An 18977-nucleotide genomic window follows, 5' to 3' on the forward strand; every position below is an offset into this window, starting at 1 on the left:
CTTTGGTTTGACCGAGAATTTTTATCTTAGATTAATTTGATGTAGTTAGCGCCATAAGAGAGTACAGCAGAGATGGCGCACTCATAACTTGTCACATAATGCTGGTATTATAAGTTTTGAGTCAATTCAAAAATACCCTTTAAAGTATTAAAGTTTTATTTGGAAACCAAACCTTTCATAAAAGGGTATCTCTTTTTCGTTGTGATATACGGAATTTGATTGTTTTACCCCAAATAGTGTATATTTTGCGTTTCATAGGCCGTAAAACACTCTTTAAGGGTGTGGAATTATGTTTTATTTTGCGTCATTTGGCGAATCTATTGAAAATTTATAAATGAAAATACATCTAAAAAATGCACTTCATATTTGGCTGGTTTCCCCCCGAATTGTGATGGGTGAAACTTTGACTAGATCCATTGCTAAACTTTTGAGTGTGTCTGAGCAGGAACGCATGAAGAGCTTCGTCTTAGAAAAGCTGCAACAGGATTTTTTGCTCTCACGCGGGGTGTTGCGCACGGTTCTTTCGAAATACAATCCAGAGGTTAAACCAGGAGATTGGCAGTTTCAAACCAACGTTTGGGGACGCCCCCATGTGAAAGATGGCGGGGCGAATTTTGATTTTAACCTTTCCCATAGCGAAGGAATGATCGTACTTGCTGTCAGTGATGGGCGCAATATTGGCGTGGATGTGGAACGGGTAAAAGAAAACATTGATCTGGATATTGCAGAAAGTGTTTTCTCAAAAGAAGAGTTTGACCAATTTCAGAAGTTACCGGAAAGCCAAAAACGCAACCATTTCTTCCGTCTTTGGGTGTTAAAAGAGTCTTTTATCAAGGCAAAGGGGCAGGGACTTTCCATTGGGCTTGATCAATTTTCTTTTCACATTGATCAGGATGAAGGGCTACGTTTTGAAACTCGCATTCCTGAAGATCGCAAGACGGGACATTGGAAATTCAGCCTCTTCGACCTGGAAGATCACAAGCTTGCCCTCTGCCATAAAGAAGATGCCGTCGCGCAGGAGGTCAACATTTGGCGGGCTGACGGCGTGATGGACGGGGAAATAATCTATCGCGAGGCTGATTATTCCCTCATATGGCGTTGCTAAAGGTTTTTGTAGGCTGCAAGTGCCCGTTCGCGCGAGAATTTCAGGTCGATTATGGGGGCGGGATATCCGTTCAGGCCTTGCTTGCTTTTCCAGGGTTCGTGAATGTCTTTGTTGGAAAGGTGGCGTAGTTCAGGGATATATTTCCGGATATAGGTTCCATCTGGATCAAATTTTTTGCTTTGCGTGACGGGATTGAAAATACGGAAATAGGGAGCGGCATCAGCCCCGCACCCGGCAACCCACTGCCAAGACGCTGCATTATTGGCTAAATCTGCATCGAACAAACAGTCCCAGAACCAGTTTTCGCCTTTGCGCCAGTCAATCATCAGGTTCTTGATCAAAAAGGAGGCGGTGACCATGCGCACGCGGTTATGCATAAAGCCCGTCTGCCAAAGTTCCCGCATGCCAGCATCGACAAGAGGATATCCTGTTCTGCCAAGGCACCAGGCGTCAAAACTTTCTTCGTCCTCTGACCAAGTGAAAGGATTGAATTTGGCGTTCAGGTTTTCGGTGGGCAAATTCGGCTGATAGAACAACAGGCTGTAGGAAAATTCCCGCCACGCCAGTTCTGAACAGAAATGGTCAATATGTTGATCAACCTGATGAAGGGCCGCAAAACCCCGTGCATGGTGCCACACCTGATGCGGTGAGATTTGCCCGAAATGCAGATAAGGCGATAAACGGGATACGGTTTCAAGGGCGGGAAAGTCACGACCGTTCTTGTAATTGTGAAGACTTGTTTCCAGAAAATCGTTCAGTCGATTATGTGCGCCTTTTTCCGTAATGTCCCAATTTTGAATCGTCGTTTGTGTCCAGTCTCGTTTATCGTTCAGAATTTCAATCGGTTTGATGTCTCGCTGTTCTAGTGGAAGCTTTTGGGTGTCAATTTCTGGACGAGGGGGCGGTGCACCCAGACAGCCTTTTCGATAATAGGGGGTGAAGACCTTATAAGGTGTGCCATCTTTCTTAGCGATTTCCCATGGCTCCCACAGGAGTGAGCCATTGTGAGACGTCACTGTAACTTCTTTATCCTGAAAATAGGATTTGATGTCCTTGTCGCGTTTTATACGCCAAGGCTCGTAACATCTGTTCCAGTGTATTTCTTTTGGTTTCAGGCTTTTTAAAATTTCAAATGCATCGCCTATGAAAACCTGCAGGTTGCCTTTCAGGGATGTATTGAGGTCGTTTAAAGCGTGTTGCAGCCAAAGGCGACCGGCCCCGCCCATTTGCCAGTCAGCGGCATTCTTATCATCAAGAATATAGATAGGAAGGAAAGGGCCGGATTGTGCAGCGTGGGCGAGGGCAGGATTATCTTGGATGCGTAAATCCTGCCGAAACCACATGATTGTCGGGTTATTGGGCACGGAGGAGTTTTTCCAGCTTGTTTGTGACAATAGACGAACTTGGTGGGGTGGTGGTGGCAAACCAGTCAACCAGTTTGCCGTCGCCATTGATCAGATATTTGTGAAAATTCCATTTTGGGGCGGCGATAAAGCCAAGTTCTTCGCGGGCCCATTTGTAAAAGGGATGGGCTTCTTTTCCTTTTACAACGGTCTTGTCGCTTAAGGGGAAGTCGACTCCGTAGTTAACCTCGCAAAATTCCTTGATTTCATCGGCTTGTCCAGGTTCCTGCTTGCCAAAGTCGTTTGAAGGCACGCCAAGAACGACAAGACCTTCATCGCGATATTTCTCCCAAACCGCTTGTAGTCCCTTATATTGTGGAGTGAAGCCGCAGTGTGAGGCCGTGTTCACGATCAACACTGCTTTTCCCTTAAAGCTGGAAAGGGGCAGGTCGTCGCCTTCTATTGTTTGAAAGCTGAAGTCATGGGCTGTTATGGTCTTTGCGTGGGTATCGGGCATCAGGAAAGCTCCTATGGCGCAAACAAGCGTGAAAATGCTGAAAAAACGGGTCATCATGTGTGGTTCCTTAAAGCAAGGCTATCTGGATGTGGGGTCAGATAGGACTGTTGCGCAAGGTATAATTCGTCAAATCTGCGGATCATATGGCTGATCAGGGTCATTGGCACAACTAGTGGTACCAGCCCATTGCGATAATCTTCGATGGTTTTATTGAGTTCCAGACGCCCAACGGAGGTCAGTTTGGATTTGAGATACCCCGCCATATGAAACAGTGCATTGGCGTGTTTGCCTTTAGAAGACTTGTGGTTCATACATTCCATAAAGCTTTTGATGTAGATGATCTTAAATTCATCCCGGTCATATGTTTTGATGGTGGCAACAAGGCGACCCAGTTCTTTGTATAGTTTCGGGCTGTGCGCCATCAAGAGTAGCTTTTCGCGTGAATGAAAGGCAACAACGTCTTTACGTGTCCAGCCTTGTTGAAACAGGTCTTTAACGCGACGAAAGGCAAAGCAGCGTTCTACAAAGTTTTCACGCAGGAGGGGATCGTTCAGGCGACCATCCTCTTCCACGGGCAGTTCAGGCAGGCGGTCCATAACGGCTTTTGCAAACATACCTGTGCCGCGACGTTCAGCCGGTTGGTTGTTTTCGTAGATTTTCACGCGAAAGACACCGCAGCTGGGGGAATTCTTTTTAAAGACATAGCCATCCAGATCGAGCATATCGACTTTTTCAATCCAGTCCTTGCTGAAAGCTTCCATATCATTGGTGTAATCAGCGCGTGATTTTGGGGCACGCATGGTGATGCGGCCAGTTTCGTCACGTTCCAAGCGCACGGATTCACGTGGTACGCCCATATTAATTGCCATTTCCGGGCAGGTTGGGGTGAAGGAAGCGAAGGTGTTCATTTTGTCTGTTAAGAAACGATCGCGGCAATGACCACCATTAAAACGGACTTCTTCGCCCAGCAAACAACTTGATACGCCGATGTTTAGTTTCTGATCCATAATCTTATCCTCAAGGATGGGGTTATTACTATGCCAAGGTGGTCGTATGTTTATTACGGATCAAAAATTTGGTTGGATCAGTTTATTCTTCATAAAAATCAGAACCTGTAATAAAAGATTGTTAGAAATTATAAAAAGGGGCTGGGCATGACCAAATTTATTCGCATCAACAAAAAGAAATTTGAAATCGCTGATGAAGTTATCAGCGAATGGGCGCTCAAAGCACTTGTGGATAAAGCAAAACAGAACACCATGACGGTCGAGCAGATGGTGGTTCAATCGCTGGCAAATCACTGGATGTCAAACGACAAATTCCGCAAAAGTGACAAGGAAGTGCTGAATACACTTTTGGCATTGGCTTATGATTTTGGGTATGACGAATTCAAAATTGCCAATGGCAAGATCAAGGTGCTGGCATTGGATGAAAGCCGCAGGGAAGCTGTGGCTCCAGGTGATACAGAGCTGTAAGTTTTGCTTTTTTGTGAAAAATCAAGGTCAAACTTAACGCTCTGTCATATAATATTAAATTGATTTTTGTAAATAACTCCCATACAAATTTAGGTGAGTTACGTTTTTCGCTCGTTTTAAGGATAAAAACCGAGTCTTAAGCTGAACCTTACCGTGGATGGTCTGAATTGACCTAAAACCTGTTAGTTCCTTGAGTTCTCCTTTGCCTTCGATCGTAGACTACTTCGAACTCTCGATGTTCCTTCACGGGGACGAACTAAACAGATTTAAGGATTACAGACTAATGGCTACAGGTACAGTTAAGTGGTTCAACTCTACAAAAGGGTATGGCTTTATTTCTCCAGAAGAAGGCGGCAAGGACGTGTTCGTACACATCTCTGCTCTGCATGAGTCCGGCATTCAGCAATTGAACGACGGCCAAAAAGTTTCTTTCGAAATCGCCATCAGCCGCGGTAAAGAAGCAGCTTCTGACATCAAGCTCGTTGACTAAGCTTGATTAAAGAATAGAAAAGCCCGTCGAGAGTTCGGCGGGCTTTTTTTTATGTTTGAATTTTTAAGCGCTTAATATTTGCGTTGCCACTGTCGCGGGGCCTCTTTGCGATCTTCTATGCCCTGGCGCACGCTTGTCAGGTCCGCTTCTTCATAGCAGGTGACTTTGCCCAGTTCACGATAACAATGGGTCTTTGCTTGCTTTTGCATGCGCGGGTCATCTTCTTTACAGTAGGAAAGGCCCAGTTCAGTGCGTACTGTCGAGCAATCTTTACGGCTGACGTATGATACAAGGTGATCACTGATCGTTTTGTCGGTTGCTACGGCTGAAATGGCGTCACCGACCAGAAAATTGGATGTGCAGGCCGATAAAGACAACATGGCAAGAAAAGCGCTGCCAATTCCGATTGTGCGGACTGTTTTTTTCATATCACGTGGTTTCATCATCTTAACGGTCATTGTTGCGGTTCCATAACAGGAGGCATAATTTCACGATAAGGTTATTTTAGCGTTAATTTTGCGCTTCGAAAAGAGGCAATATTTGCCTACTATCCCAATGAAACTGCGAGGTTGAGTGCTCTCTATTCCGGTTGGATTTGTTCAAGTTTTGAAAGGCCGTAGCGTTCCAGTTTGGATCGCAGGCCAACGCGCGATAGTCCCAGTTCCTTGGCCGCACGGCTTTTGTTCCATTGATGGCGGATCAGGCATTCTTTCAGGATGCGGGCTTCAATGGCTTCGACCCGATCTTTCAGATTGCCGCTTAAGTTTGAAAGGCTTTGGAGTTCCAGTTCTTCGTCTGTGGGGGCAGCGCGCAGGATTCTGGCAGAAAGCATATCAGCACCAAGTGTTTTGCTGTCACTCATGACCAAAAGGTGCTGTAGTTCGTTTTGCAGTTCACGCACATTGCCGGGCCAGTGATAGGCCTGCATGCAGGCGAGCGCCTCATCACTAACGCCATCTGCCTGTTTGCCCAGGTTTTTCATGGCATGATCCAGCAGTTTATCGACCAGGACAGGAATATCTGCAATCCGTTTGCGCAAAGGGGGGATGTGAATGTTCACAGGTGTTAGGCGATAATATAAATCTTCGCGGAACCGTCCGGATTTTACATCTGCAGCCAAATCCCGGTTGGTTGCGGCAATGACACGCACATTGACCTGCCGGGTGCGGCTGGCCCCAAGCGGGCGAACTTCGCCTTCTTGCAGGACACGTAACAGTTTGACCTGAAAAGACGGGGAAACCTCGCCAATTTCATCTAAAAAGATGGTCCCGCCATTGGCACGTTCAAACAAGCCGACGCGGTCTTCAACAGCACCTGTAAAGGCCCCGCTTTTGTAACCAAACAGCTCACTTTCCAGCAATTGGTCGGGCAGGGCAGCGCAGTTTTCAACGATGAAAGGTTTGTCTGCGCGATGTGAATTGTAATGAAGGGCGCGTGCCGCCAGTTCTTTCCCGGTCCCTGACTCCCCGGAAATCAGCACCGAAACATCATAAGGGGCCACCCGCTTGATTTTGTCGCAGACCTCATTCATCGGGCTGTTGGTTGAACGCACAATTCCATCGTCACTTTGATAATTTTTTTTAAGTTTTTCCTGTTTTTTTGAGACTGATTTCTCAAAGGTGTCGGGAGAAACTTTCAGCTCGATTGAAAGCGATTCATTCAAGCGTTGCAGATCAAAAAGCTGGACTGCATTTTTAATGGTGATTAGTAGATTTTCAGGCTGCCAGGGCTTTGTAATATAATGATAAATTCCGGCTTCGTTGAGTGCGCTGATGATGTCTTCGGAATCGGTATAGCCCGATATGATCATGCGGATGATATTGGGCCATTTATGGCGCACGGTTTTCAGGAATTCCACCCCTGTTAGACCGGGCAGGCGCTGATCGCACAGGATGATCTGCACCCATTCGGTTTTCAGGATTTTTTCTGCCTCAATGGTGTTTTCGGCCGTCAGTACATTGAAGTCATCTTCCAGAATGCGGTTTAAGCTTTCCAGACTTCTGACTTCGTCATCAACGACAAGGATGGTGGCGCGTTCCTGCATGGTCAAGCTCGATTGGTTAATTGTCTTTTTTGATTTTGCCGCGCAAAAGGTCGCGGCGATTGACTTCTTCTTTTATTTCAATAGGTTCGGAGAATTGTTTTTTCAGTTCTTCCTGATGAACCATATCTTCTTTTTTAAGGTATCTTGCGATCTGTTCTTCTGAATAGGTCGGGGTGACGCGCTTGGTTTCATCCAGCAGGTCGCGCAGGAACATGGCAGCAGCAATGCGCGCTGATTCCTGGTTGGGTAAATCCTTGCAGGGGGAATAAAGCGAGTAGGTTCGGCAATAGCCAAATCCTTCAATTTCATTGACCATCATATCCAGGTCTTTGGACGGAAAATTGAAGGTTTTCTTTTGACCCATGGGCAAGGTGTGCCAGTCGTCTTCGTCGTTGGGGAGCATGATCAAATTTACAAACCAGGGGGTGACAACCATCCCCATAACACGGCCATCCCATTTGGTGAATTCAATGGCTTCGACCTCAAGTTCGTGATTGAGGATATTAATTCCCTGCATGTTTTCGACCAGAATGGTGTTGAAGCAGGTTTCAAGTTTTTGCGTCATTTCTTCCACGCTAAAGGAAGTCGTGTGCTGTGTCACAGTCTTCGTCCTTGTCAGCTTATTCAGAATGTTTTGGGGTTTTTCTTTTAAGCAAACACGATTTTCTTAAAAATGGAAGGTGTTTTTTCAGTTTGATTTAAATATGATTAGTTTCTTTTCGAAAATATTGTTCGTTTTGAAATGTTTAGGTCTTGAAAATAATTTTCAAACCACATTTCGCATAATTTGAGTTTTAAAATTACTCTAATATCAAAAAATATTCATGTAAAAGCTGACTTTATGACTCGGGATTAAAGTTAGGTGGTTAGTTACTTTTCAATCGCTGGGAAATTCAGGTGAATGACCTTCCACTTAAGTATGAGAGAATTACTCCTCGAAATTTAAAGCGCATTTAAAATCAATAGCTTGTTTGTTTGGCACAGCTCTTGCTCATGCGTGGACGGGACGAATTTAATACATCGGGGCAGGGCCCCACAATGGGAGGATATCCGAATTATGAAGGGTGATTTCGAAACGCTCGAGAAACGACTTGGTGTTAGTCGCCGGGATTTCCTGAAGTTTTGCACAGGTGTGGCCGCATCACTGGGCTTGTCGACGTCAGATGCCATCGCGATGGCAGAAGCGGTTGCCAAACCAAAGAAACGGCCTGTTGTGATCTGGTTGCATGGTCAGGAATGTACAGGCCCGTCTGAAACCTTGCTCCGTTCAGAGCACCCAACGCTGGAACGCTTGATCCTAGAAATGATCTCGCTTGAATACCACCAGACGCTGGATGCAGGTGCCGGCCATCATGTGGAACATATGAAAGAGCTGTCCATGAAAGAAAATGCAGGCAAGTATCTGCTGGTGGTTGAAGGGGCCATTCCAACAAAAGACGGCGGTGTTTACTGTAAGATCGCGGGTAAAACCATGCTGGATCACACCGTCGAAGCTGCCGAACATGCCGCAGCCATCATTGCCTTTGGGTCTTGTGCGTCCTGGGGCGGGGTGCAATCGGCCTTTCCAAACCCGACGGGTGCGCAAGGTACGCAAGCGGTATTGCCGGGCAAGACCGTTGTCAATATTCCGGGCTGCCCACCAAACCCCTATAACTTCCTGGCAACCATTATGCACTTCCTGACATTTGGGAGCCTGCCTGAATTGGATAGCCAGAATCGTCCGAAATTTGCCTATGGTCGTTTGATCCACGAAAACTGTGAACGTCGTCCGCACTTTGATGCTGGTCGTTTCGCCAAAGAATTCGGCGATGAAGGACACAAGAAAGGTTACTGCCTTTATAAGCTCGGCTGTAAAGGGCCTGAAACCTATTCCAACTGTCCGGCAGTTGAATTTAATGACATCGGTGGCGGGACCTGGCCGATCGGTGTTGGTCATCCTTGCTTTGGTTGCACAGAAGAAGGTGTGGGCTTTACCAAGCCGTTGTTCTCGCTGGCAGATGTGAAGACCCATACACCGCCAAATGCCTTCCCTGAAATTGCTGAACGCGAAGAAACATCCGGCATGACAGCAGGTGCTGCAGCGGCAGCGGGTGCAGCTGTTGGTGCCATCGTTGGTGGTGCAGCCATGGCAGCGAAGAAAAGCGGATCATCTGAAACGTCCGACAGTCAAGACTGAGGGGTGCGTGATGGATCGTAGAACCTTTTTAAAGGCCGCGAGCGTAGGGACAGCTGCTGCATGTGCAAGCACTGTTGCCGAGGCCCGGCCCAATTTGGAGCCTGCTCCCCAAGCGGTGGGCATGCTCTATGATTCAACTTTGTGTGTAGGCTGTAAGGCATGTGTGGCGGCCTGTAAGGAAGTCAACAATATGGACCCGGTCATTTCCGGGGACGATGTGCAATATGACAGTGCGAAAGACTTGTCCGGTGATACGCTGAACGTCATTAAAATCTATAAAGACGGTAAAGCAGAGGTCAAAGACCATGAAGAAAACGGTTTTGCCTTTGAAAAACGCAGCTGTATGCACTGTGTTGACCCGGGCTGTGTGTCTGTCTGTCCGGTAACGGCCATGCGTCGTGATCCGGTAACAGGGATCGTAACCCACCATGCAGACGCCTGCATTGGCTGTCGGACTTGTATGGGCGGCTGTCCTTATAACGTGCCGCAGTTTGAATATGATGATGCCTTTGGCAAAATCCAGAAATGTCAGATGTGTAATCAGGAAGGTGTGGAACGTATCAGCAAGGGCGGCATGACAGCCTGTGCAGAATCCTGCCCAACAGGTGCGACGCTGTTTGGTCCGCGTGACATGTTGCTGGAAGAAGCCAAGCGCCGAATGACGCTGAAAGAGGGCGATACCTATAACTATCCCCGTGGTGATATTTCCAAACCGGAAAGCTATCACGAAAAAGATCTGGGGGTGAATTACACCAACCATATCTGGGGTGAAAAAGAAGCAGGCGGAACCAATGTTATGCATATCGCGGGTGTTTCCTTTGATAAGCTGGGTATGCCCCCGCTTGAGGATCGCTCTTACGCTTCACAATCAGAAACACTGCAACACACGATCTATAAAGGTATGGCGCTGCCTGCCGTGGCCCTGGCAGGTCTGACCTATTTTGTGAAACGCAACAAAGATAAAAACGGGGAGGAATAAGTCATGAGTAAAGCTCAGCCGTTAGGCACAACTATTTTTACCCCGTTCTTTATGGCCATGATGATCCTGTTTGTGATCGGGCTTTATTTCCTTGGTGTTCGTTTTGTTGAAGGAATGGGCGCTGTCACCAATCTGAATGGCGGTTTCCCCTGGGGGATTTGGGTGGTTTATGACGTTGTTATCGGCACGGCCCTGGCCTGTGGCGGGTATGCGTTGGCGATTACCATTTATCTGTTTAACAAAGGCCAATATCACCCCTTGATGCGCGCAGCTCTGCTGGCAAGTTTGCTGGGTTATGCGTTGGGTGGTCTGGGGGCCTTTATCGATATGGGACGTTACTGGCAATTCTATAACCTGCTTTTGCCCTGGCACATGAACTTTAATGCCGTCATGCTTGAAGTTGGTTTGTGTGTGGCAACCTATATTCTGGTGCTTATCATCGAATTTGCACCTGCCTTTCTTGAACGGATCGGCGCGCATGGAGTGATCAAGGTTCTGAACAAGTTCCTGTTCCTCTTTATCGCATTGGGCATTTTGCTGCCAACCATGCACCAGTCTTCGCTTGGATCCTTCCTTGTGGCGATGGGCTATAAGGTCGCACCATTGTGGCAGACGGTTTATTTCCAACCTCTATTTGCCCTGATGACGGCACTTTGCATGGGTTTTTCTATCGTGATCTTCGAAGCCTCTATGTCCAAGGTTGCCTTTGATCTGGATGATGAAACACATTTGCTTTCCAAAATCGGCAAGATCATTGTCGGGATTTTGAGTGTTTATCTGGTCATTCGCTTTGCTGAGATCATCATGAATGGCAAGCTGGGATATGTCTTTGCAGGGGATAAGAACAGTCTTTTGTTTATCCTGGAAACCCTGTTGTTCATCATTCCCATTGTGATTTTGAGCTCGCGCGAGAAACGCAACAATCCGTCCGTTCTGATCTGGGCGGCGGTCTCCATGCTGTTTGCGGGGTCTATGTATCGCTTTAACGCGTTCCTGCTGACCTATGATCCGGGACCGGGGTACAGCTATTTCCCATCCGTTGCGGAAATCATGGTCACTGTCGGGATCGTAGCCTTTGAGATTATGGCGTACCTCGTCCTCGTTAAAACACTGCCTGTGCTGCATAAGCCAAAGCACGCGTGAAGAAATTAGTTATTTAGGAGAAAAATCGTGACAACACGTATTACAGTCGATCCGGTCACGCGTATTGAAGGCCACCTTCGTATCGATGTTGAAGTTAACGACGAAGGTCGTGTCAGCAAATCCTGGTCATCCGGCCAGATGTGGCGCGGTATCGAAAAAATCCTGGTTGGGCGTGACCCACGTGAAGCCTGGTTGTTTACCCAGCGTTTCTGTGGTGTATGTACAACTGTACATGCCATCACGTCCGTTCGTGCGGTGGAAAACGCGCTTGGGCTGGAAGTTCCGATCAATGCACAATTGGTGCGTAACATTATTCAGACAGCACATGCGATCCAGGATCATATCGTGCATTTCTATCACCTGTCCGCTGTGGACTGGGTGGATGTGGTGTCTGCATTGGATGCGGACCCGGTTGCCACATCGAAATTGGCCGAAAGCTTGTCTGATTGGCCATTAAACGGTCCGCACGAAATGAAAGCGGTTCAGGACCGTTTGAAAACATTCGTTTCCAGCGGTCAGTTGGGACCGTTTGCATCCGGTTACTGGGGTCACCCGGCGATGAAATTGACACCGGAAGTCAACCTGTTGGCGGTTGCGCACTATCTTCAGGCGCTGGAAGTTCAGAACTATTGCAACAAAATCGTTGCGATCCTGGGCGGTAAATCCCCGCATATTCAAAATCTGGCTGTTGGCGGGATTTCAAACTCCGTCAATATGAACAGCCAGTCGGTTCTGAATATGGAACGGATCATGATGATCAAAGGCTGGATTGATAAGCTGGAACATTTTGTGAAGTCAACTTACATGTCCGACGTTCCAGCCATTGGTGCATTCTATCTGGATTGGGCTGGTTATGGCGCAGGGGTGACAAACTACCTGACCGTTCCAGATTGCCCGCAGGATACCAAGGGTACCAAGTTTGATTTGAAAGGTGGCTATATTAAAGCCGGTGATCTGTCTTCTATTACAGAAATTAAAGATTTTCACGATCCCTTCTTCCAGAAAGGTGTGGCGGAATGTTCCAAACATGCCTGGTATGAAGGTGATGAGACCCTGCACCCATGGGAAGGAGAAACCGAACCACAATACACAGATTTCCAGGATGATGGTCAATATTCCTGGATTAAGGCACCGACCTTTAACGGGGAACGTGCACAAGTGGGGCCATTGGCGAACGTCATGGTCTGGCTGGCGCAAGGTCACGAAGGCACCACGAAATACGTCAATGATGCGGTTTCTACAATCAAGGCGGTTTCCGGAGCTTCTGACATTCCTTTGGCGGCTTTCCATTCAACAATCGGTCGTCACGCGGCCCGTGCAATCCGCGCGGGTGTAATGATGGATACGTTGAAAGAGCAATGGCAGAAGCTGGTTGATAATATTGCCTCTGGTGATACGGACAGCTTTAACGCACCAACCTTCCCGAAAGGGGAAATTCGCGGTGTGGGTCATCATGAAGCGCCACGCGGGACTCTGTCGCACTGGGTGGTGATTGAAGATGCCAAGATCAAAAACTATCAGGCGGTTGTTCCAAGTACATGGAATGCCGGACCACGTGCGGAAAATGGCGATATCGGGCCGTATGAAGCATCCCTGATGGATAACCCGGTGGCTGACCCAGAAAAGCCGCTGGAGGTTTTGCGGACCGTACACTCCTTTGATCCATGTATCGCCTGTGCGATCCATATGGTGGATACGGAACAAAAACCAATCGTAAAGGTGAAAGCCCTTTAAGGTGAAACCTTGAAAAGGGTGTCAGGATCCGTCCCTCTCAAAGCACGTCCTGACACCCTTTCTTTTCTGATTGAAGACAGGTGAAAATATGACAACGGAAATTCTGGTAATTGGTCTGGGTAATGTGTTGATGCAGGACGAAGGCGTCGGTGTTCGCGCCGTAGAAGCCCTGGAAGGCTTGTATGACGTTCCTGAAAATGTGGTCATGATGGATGGCGGCACAACGGGCACGGAACTGTTGGAACCCATGCGCGATGTAAAGCATCTGATCGTAACGGATTCTGTTAACACAGGTGATCCGGAAGGGACGCTTGTGCGTCTGGCTGATGAACAGGTGCCTGCCTTTTTCCAGACAAAAATTTCCAATCACCAGCTTGGCTTGTCTGATCTGCTGGGTATTTTGCAGCTGCAAGGCCAATCTCCGGAAACTGTCACCATCATTGGCATGGTGCCTTATAAGTTGGAAGAAAGTCTGGGACTAAGCCCGGAAACAGAAGAACGTGTTTATAAAATGCTGGATATGCTGGTTGATGAAATCGAAGGTCGCGGTGTTGAATTAACTAAACGTGATGTGCCTGTGGCTGGTTTCTGGTCGCAACATGCGCAGAACGGATGTCTGCCATGTGCATAGGGACGCCGGTTAAGGTTATTGAAAATCGTGATTTCACCGCCCTTTGTGAGGGGCGCAACGGTGTTGTTGAAGTCAACATGATGCTGATCGGCCCGCAGGAAGAAGGCACATGGGTATTGAGTTTCCTCGGTTCGGCCCGTGAAGTCCTGACAGAAGAAGATGCTCAGAATATCGATAGCGCCCTTGATGGTCTGGCTGCGATCATGAATGGGGCGGATGAAATTGATGTTGATTCATATTTCCCCGATATTTCCCTTGAAAAATAACATGCGATAGTATTCTCTGGTCCCAAGGTAGGGGGCCGTTATCTTATTTCTGAATAGGTTGTTCTCCTTATTGAAATGAGTTAACGGAATCTATAACCTTTAGAAGTACGCTAAAAAGTACCGTAAATTCTTCTGCCCATACAGGGGCGGCAAAAGGCCGAGACATGCATTGGAATATTGAAAAAAGAATTGATAACAGTGAAATCCTTGTTGTCGATGACAATGTGGTAAATCAGAAAGTCCTGGGCAAAGTTCTGGAAAGTAAGGGCTATGGTGTCAACTGTGCCTCTGATGGTCCTGAAGCGCTTGAAAAAGCAAATGAAATTCTACCAGACCTTATTCTGCTGGATGTTCAGATGCCGGAAATGGACGGCTTTGAAGTCTGTCGTCGCTTAAAAGCAAAAGCCGAAACAGAAGACATCCCTGTTATTTTTATTACGGCAACGGACACAATCGAAGGCAAGGTTGAAGGGTTTAAAGCAGGGGCGGCTGATTACATCCCGCGTCCACTACAGATGCCCGAAGTTTTGGCACGTGTGGGTAACCAATTGACCATTCAGATGTTGAAACGCAACGCGAATGAAGAAAAAGACCGACTGCAAAAGATTTTAGGTGCCTTGCCTGTGCCTTATATGATCTCCAAAATTGATGATGGGCAGATCATTGAAATGAATGAAAAGGCAGGTAGTGCCCTTGATGTTGCCCATGAAGATATCAAAAAATATAAATCCACAGATTTTTACGCCACCCCGCAAATCCGTCCGCGCTTGGTAGAATTGGTTCAACGTAATGGGCTTGTGGCGAATGAAGAGATTGAACTGATCACGCGCACGGGCGTGCCGTTTACATCGCTGTTTTCAGCAACACCGCTGTGTCTGGGTGGGGTAGATGTTTTTTTCGTAACCTTCAGTGATATTACGGAACGTAAAGAAACCGAACTTGCGCTGGAAAAAGCGGCAACGACGGATTATCTGACAGGCATTCTGAACCGCCGTGCGTTCATTGAACGTTGCGTTGCTGAACGTCAACGTTCCAACCGGAACAAAAATCCGATTTGCATGCTGATGATTGATATTGATCACTTTAAAGCCATCAACGACACCCATGGTCATGACATTGGTGATGATGCTCTGAAAGTGTTGGTGGAACTGGTCGGACATAATCTGCGTCTGACAGATGCCTTTGGCCGTCTGGGTGGGGAAGAATTCGCACTGTTGCTGCCAGAAACCGACTTGAAGGGGGCCCTGATCCTCGCCGAACGTATCCGTGAACGGGTTGAAAAGAATGAGATGGTTCTGGCAGACGGCAAAGTCCTGACCATGACCATCAGCAGTGGCTTGGCCGAATGGACGGCGGATATGAGCTATGATCAGGTTCTGAAACTGGTTGATGAACGACTTTATGCTGCCAAAAATAATGGCCGCAATCAGGTTGTTGCCTCTTAAAGGCGCTTTTTCATTAGTCTTTCGCTGTCTTTTGCCATTGTTTCTATGCGTTCCCGTTCGCGTCGGGGGCTGTTTTTATCGCTATTGGCAAAGCGAAATTTTCCAAATAAGACACAGCCTTTCATGCCCGGGTCGCATTTTTGACCCGGGACATGTTCACATTCGCCTTTGACTTCGTTGGGGCAGCTCCAACCGGACATTAGTGTCTCCTAATCTGTTGCCCCATGATCTTCCACCCAGCGGGGGTCGTCAACATGTTTTCCGACTTCCAGTGTGAGTGGGATGACACCGGCCCAGACGGGAAGGGCATAGTCTTCTTCGTCATCCACGGGCGGACCTGTACGGACCTTGGCGGAAACTTCTTTCAGGTCAAATTGTAGAACCGACGTCGCCTTTAATTCCTGCGGGTTTGGACCACGGATACCATCGAAACGGTCTGGCGTGATCTTTTTCATCATCAAATCAAGAAGGTGCAGTGCCTCAGTATCATCATTAATCAGGGTCGCTTTGGAAAAGATCATGACGCTGCGATAATTGGCGGAGTGGTGAAAACTCGAACGTGCCATGACCAACCCATCCAGCAGGGTAACCGTGATACAGGCTTCCTCGCCATTGATAAGCGTCTGGAACAGGCCATTTTTGCTGGAGCCGTGGATATAGAGCTTGTCGTCCACACGCCAGTGCACCGTCGGCTGAACCATCGGGCGGTCCGCCATTTTGGCACCTACGTGGCAGATATAGGCTTCATCCAGAATGGAATTTACCAGGTCAACATCATATTCAGCGCGTTGATGGCCCCGCTTCATTTTGGTCCGTGGGGTGATGGGGTAAGTGGTGGTCATTCGTTTTCTCCTTTCGTGTGAAAAGAAAATGACCTAATATTGGTTCTAAAATAAGTTCCAATTCATAAAAAATATTGGTACCAATTTATGGATATCCTGATTACCCAATTACTGTCGGACTGGAAACCAACAGCGCAGAAACCGCTTTATCGATCTCTTTATGGGGAATTACGCGACCGGATCAGCGCAGGGGAAATTTGCCCCGGTGCCAGTTTACCGCCATCGCGCACCTTGTCGAAAGGTTTGGGTATTTCCAGAAATACAGTCAATCAAGCCTTTGAAATGTTGGTGGCGGATGGGTTTTTATGCAGTCGTCCCGGGGCAGGTTTTTACGTCAGTACTGATTTGGATGTTCAGTTTCTGCAAACCGTAAAGCTTGAAGAAAACTCAGACATGCAGCTGGGTGAGATTAGCCAGCGTGCGAAAAAATGGATGGGTGTTTATCGTCACAAACGGGTGGGATCAAACGCTGCTGCCTTTTCTCCGGGCAAACCCGCGTTGGATGAATTTCCCTTTGATATCTGGGCACGCCTGTTGTCAAGACGTTGGCGGATGTCTGGCCCCAAACTGGGGATGGAAGAAACCTCTAAAGGCTATCTTCCCTTGCGCCAACATATCGCGCGACATCTGGCCACAACACGTGGATGTTTGTGTGAGGCAGAAGATATCATTATCGTATCCGGCGCGCAGCAAGGGCTGGATTTGATCGGACGTGTCTTGTGGGATGAAGACGACGTGGTTGTGACGGATGACCCTGCCTTTCCCGGTATATCAGGTGTTCTGGCAGGCGTCGGGGTGATGCATTTGCCCGTTCCGATTGATGAAGAGGGAATGAAGATTGCCGATCTTCCCAAAGAATATGCGCCCAAAAGTTTTTTAGTCACGCCCTCCAGAAACTATCCGGTTGGTGTCACCATGTCTTTGGTCCGACGCCTGGAACTGTTAAAGACAGCGCGGGAACATAAGGCCTGGGTGGTGGAAGATGATTTTGACTGTGATTTCCGCTTTGACGGTCAGCCGCTTTCCTCCCTGCAAAGTATCGATCGGGATGGTCGGGTGATTTACGTCGGAACTTTCAGTCGCATTTTGTTTCCCACCCTTCGCCTTGGCTTTGTTGTAGTGCCTAAATCTGTTACACCTGCGTTTGAAGCGGCCAAAGCTTATATCGATGGTCATGCCTCCATCGTACATCAGGCGGCTCTGGCGGATTTTTTTGAAGAGGGATATTTTGACAGTCATCTGCGCCGCATGAAGAAACTTTATGCCGCGCGGCGAAATCATCTGATTGATCGCCTTGAACAGGAATTCAAAGATTATCTGGACGTTATGCCGTCCGATGGTGGCTTGCATTTATGTGTGACATTTAAGCATCCTTGCGATGACGTGGGGTTTGCGAAGAACTTATCAAAGGATGGGGTAACAGTTCGTCCCTTAAGTCCTTTTTATAAAAACAAAAATACACCGAGCGGGATGGTCATGGGCTTTGCCGGATATACTGAATTGCAGCTGGATCAGGGACTTGAGGTCATAAAAAAACACCTGCATCTTTAAAAAGCACTTCCATTTCCTGAAAATGGCCTTATATAGCGCAGACTTTTATAATGCCTGTTATGGGAAGGGCTGTTCGATGACCCCAAAGATTTCTGCTTTTTTAAATGATGCCGATCAGAATTCACCGTTTCTGGTGGTGGACCTTGATGTGGTGGAAGATCGCTATACGCAACTGAATTCTTCATTTAAAGAAGCGCATATCTATTATGCCATGAAAGCCAATCCGGCCCGTCCTATCCTGGAACGTCTGAATGATCTTGGTTCTTGCTTCGATGCGGCCAGCATTGGAGAAATCGAAGAATGTCTGGCGGTTGGCGTGGACCCGAAACGCATTTCCTTTGGCAATACGCTGAAGAAAAAAGGAGATATCAAGAAAGCTTTTGATCTGGGTGTCGATCTGTTCGTCTTTGACTGTATTGAAGAGTTGGAAAAAATTGCCGAAGTCGCACCGGGGGCGCGCGTCTTTTGCCGCATTCTGGTCAACCGCCATGGGGCAGGGGCAAGCTGGCCTTTGTCGCGCAAATTCGGCTGTTCGTCGAACATGGCACATGACCTGATGATGCAGGCAAAAACCAAAGGCCTAGTGCCGTTTGGGATTTCCTTCCATGTGGGGTCACAGCAACTGGACCCGGCGCACTGGGGTAAGGCAATCAATGATGTCTCCATCCTGTTTGATGCCTTGGCAGAACAGGGCGTGAATCTGGAAATGGTCAATATCGGTGGCGGCTTCCCGGCAAATTATTCAGAAGAAATTCCTGCACTGTCAGATTTTGTGGATTTCATTAAAGAACATTTTACTACCTATTTTGGCGACAATTGGCCAATGATTTATACCGAACCCGGTCGCTTTATTGTTGCGGAGGCAGGCGTTCTGCAAAGCGAAGTGGTCTGTGTTTCCATCAAAGACTTTGGCGAGGAAATTCGCTGGGTCTATCTGGATGTGGGCAAATTCGGCGGGCTGGCTGAAACCATTGATGAATCCATTATCTATAAAATCCAGACCGAATATGGCGAAGATGACATGGGCCCCGTGATCGTTGCCGGGCCAACGTGTGACAGCTGTGATACGCTTTATGAGCGCACCTTCTATCAGCTACCACTGGCACTGAAAGCGGGCGACAAGGTGCAGGTGTTGTCAGCCGGGGCTTACACGACAATGTATGCATCCCAAGGCTTTAACGGTTTTGCACCGCCTAAAGAGTATTTTGTTTAAAGTAACAGCGTCATTCCTGCGAA

At 47.7% G+C, this 18977-nt stretch carries 20 protein-coding genes; 12 read left to right on the plus strand and 8 right to left on the minus strand.

The annotated features are described in order from the left end of the window. Window positions 1-391: 391 nt before the first annotated feature. The gene (locus tag RYZ26_RS11685; protein WP_411576869.1) at window positions 392-1105 is read left to right on the plus strand and encodes a 4'-phosphopantetheinyl transferase family protein; all 714 of its coding nucleotides are present in this window, start codon (window positions 392-394) and stop codon (window positions 1103-1105) included. Here the strand turns inward: RYZ26_RS11685 and RYZ26_RS11690 are convergent. The 3 genes from RYZ26_RS11690 to RYZ26_RS11700 are packed head-to-tail and all read right to left on the minus strand — an operon-like array spanning window position 1102 to window position 3972. Further along, entirely contained in the window at window positions 1102-2469 is a 1368-nt protein-coding gene (locus RYZ26_RS11690) for a cryptochrome/photolyase family protein (protein WP_317683394.1), read from the minus strand. The genes RYZ26_RS11685 and RYZ26_RS11690 overlap by 4 nt on opposite strands. After that, a complete protein-coding gene (locus RYZ26_RS11695) occupies window positions 2459-2965 on the minus strand; it encodes a glutathione peroxidase (RefSeq protein WP_317683395.1) in 507 nt (168 codons plus the stop codon). The genes RYZ26_RS11690 and RYZ26_RS11695 overlap by 11 nt, the downstream gene beginning before the upstream one ends. Window positions 2966-3018: 53 nt before the next feature. Next, a complete protein-coding gene (locus RYZ26_RS11700) occupies window positions 3019-3972 on the minus strand; it encodes a YbgA family protein (protein ID WP_317683396.1) in 954 nt (317 codons plus the stop codon). A gap of 147 nt (window positions 3973-4119) precedes the next feature. Between RYZ26_RS11700 and RYZ26_RS11705 the strand changes: the two genes are divergently transcribed. After that, on the plus strand, window positions 4120-4440 hold the full coding sequence (locus RYZ26_RS11705; RefSeq protein WP_317683397.1) for a hypothetical protein: 321 nt from the start codon (window positions 4120-4122) through the stop codon (window positions 4438-4440). 283 nt (window positions 4441-4723) lie between these two features. After that, window positions 4724-4930, plus strand: a complete 207-nt coding sequence (locus tag RYZ26_RS11710) for a cold-shock protein (protein ID WP_317683398.1) — start codon at window positions 4724-4726, stop codon at window positions 4928-4930. Between the two features lie 71 nt (window positions 4931-5001). Here the strand turns inward: RYZ26_RS11710 and RYZ26_RS11715 are convergent, their stop codons facing one another. The 3 genes from RYZ26_RS11715 to hybE form a co-directional block, all read right to left on the minus strand. Then, window positions 5002-5388, minus strand: a complete 387-nt coding sequence (locus RYZ26_RS11715) for a hypothetical protein (protein WP_317683399.1) — start codon at window positions 5386-5388, stop codon at window positions 5002-5004. 122 nt (window positions 5389-5510) lie between these two features. Continuing rightward, window positions 5511-6974: a sigma-54-dependent transcriptional regulator gene (locus tag RYZ26_RS11720; protein WP_317683400.1), complete on the minus strand. Its 1464-nt coding sequence runs from the start codon at window positions 6972-6974 to the stop codon at window positions 5511-5513. A gap of 16 nt (window positions 6975-6990) precedes the next feature. Then, the gene (hybE, locus tag RYZ26_RS11725; RefSeq protein ID WP_317683401.1) at window positions 6991-7575 is read right to left on the minus strand and encodes a [NiFe]-hydrogenase assembly chaperone HybE; all 585 of its coding nucleotides are present in this window, start codon (window positions 7573-7575) and stop codon (window positions 6991-6993) included. 456 nt (window positions 7576-8031) lie between these two features. Here hybE and RYZ26_RS11730 point away from each other — a divergent pair, with 456 nt between their 5' ends. The 7 genes from RYZ26_RS11730 to RYZ26_RS11760 all read left to right on the plus strand — a co-directional run bounded on the left by RYZ26_RS11730 (window position 8032) and on the right by RYZ26_RS11760 (window position 15348). After that, entirely contained in the window at window positions 8032-9150 is a 1119-nt protein-coding gene (locus RYZ26_RS11730; protein WP_317683402.1) for a hydrogenase small subunit, read from the plus strand. A 10-nt stretch (window positions 9151-9160) separates the two neighbouring features. Further along, complete coding sequence (gene hybA / locus RYZ26_RS11735) at window positions 9161-10129, plus strand: hydrogenase 2 operon protein HybA (RefSeq protein ID WP_317683403.1); 969 nt, start codon at window positions 9161-9163, stop codon at window positions 10127-10129. A gap of 3 nt (window positions 10130-10132) precedes the next feature. Then, window positions 10133-11272: a Ni/Fe-hydrogenase cytochrome b subunit gene (gene hybB / locus RYZ26_RS11740; protein ID WP_317683404.1), complete on the plus strand. Its 1140-nt coding sequence runs from the start codon at window positions 10133-10135 to the stop codon at window positions 11270-11272. A 27-nt stretch (window positions 11273-11299) separates the two neighbouring features. Next, complete coding sequence (locus RYZ26_RS11745) at window positions 11300-13006, plus strand: nickel-dependent hydrogenase large subunit (protein ID WP_317683405.1); 1707 nt, start codon at window positions 11300-11302, stop codon at window positions 13004-13006. Window positions 13007-13094: 88 nt separating this feature from the next. Continuing rightward, window positions 13095-13637 (plus strand): HyaD/HybD family hydrogenase maturation endopeptidase, encoded by a 543-nt coding sequence (locus RYZ26_RS11750; protein WP_317683406.1) that lies wholly within the window; start codon window positions 13095-13097, stop codon window positions 13635-13637. Continuing rightward, window positions 13628-13903: a HypC/HybG/HupF family hydrogenase formation chaperone gene (locus RYZ26_RS11755; RefSeq protein ID WP_317683407.1), complete on the plus strand. Its 276-nt coding sequence runs from the start codon at window positions 13628-13630 to the stop codon at window positions 13901-13903. The genes RYZ26_RS11750 and RYZ26_RS11755 overlap by 10 nt, the downstream gene beginning before the upstream one ends. A 164-nt stretch (window positions 13904-14067) precedes the next feature. Beyond that, on the plus strand, window positions 14068-15348 hold the full coding sequence (locus RYZ26_RS11760; RefSeq protein WP_317683408.1) for a diguanylate cyclase: 1281 nt from the start codon (window positions 14068-14070) through the stop codon (window positions 15346-15348). Here RYZ26_RS11760 and RYZ26_RS11765 read toward each other — a convergent pair. Together RYZ26_RS11765 and RYZ26_RS11770 are read right to left on the minus strand one after the other, a co-directional pair. Further along, window positions 15345-15548: a hypothetical protein gene (locus tag RYZ26_RS11765; protein WP_317683409.1), complete on the minus strand. Its 204-nt coding sequence runs from the start codon at window positions 15546-15548 to the stop codon at window positions 15345-15347. The genes RYZ26_RS11760 and RYZ26_RS11765 overlap by 4 nt on opposite strands. A 9-nt stretch (window positions 15549-15557) precedes the next feature. Further along, window positions 15558-16190, minus strand: a complete 633-nt coding sequence (locus tag RYZ26_RS11770) for a pyridoxamine 5'-phosphate oxidase family protein (protein ID WP_317683410.1) — start codon at window positions 16188-16190, stop codon at window positions 15558-15560. Window positions 16191-16277: 87 nt separating this feature from the next. On the opposite strand from RYZ26_RS11770, the gene pdxR reads away from it, so the two are divergent. Beyond that, window positions 16278-17741, plus strand: a complete 1464-nt coding sequence (gene pdxR / locus RYZ26_RS11775) for a MocR-like pyridoxine biosynthesis transcription factor PdxR (protein ID WP_317683411.1) — start codon at window positions 16278-16280, stop codon at window positions 17739-17741. 76 nt (window positions 17742-17817) lie between these two features. Further along, window positions 17818-18954, plus strand: a complete 1137-nt coding sequence (locus tag RYZ26_RS11780; protein ID WP_317683412.1) for a type III PLP-dependent enzyme — start codon at window positions 17818-17820, stop codon at window positions 18952-18954. Window positions 18955-18977: the final 23 nt, after the last annotated feature.

This window comes from Terasakiella sediminum, from assembly GCF_033100395.1.
Taxonomy (GTDB): domain Bacteria; phylum Pseudomonadota; class Alphaproteobacteria; order Rhodospirillales; family Terasakiellaceae; genus Terasakiella.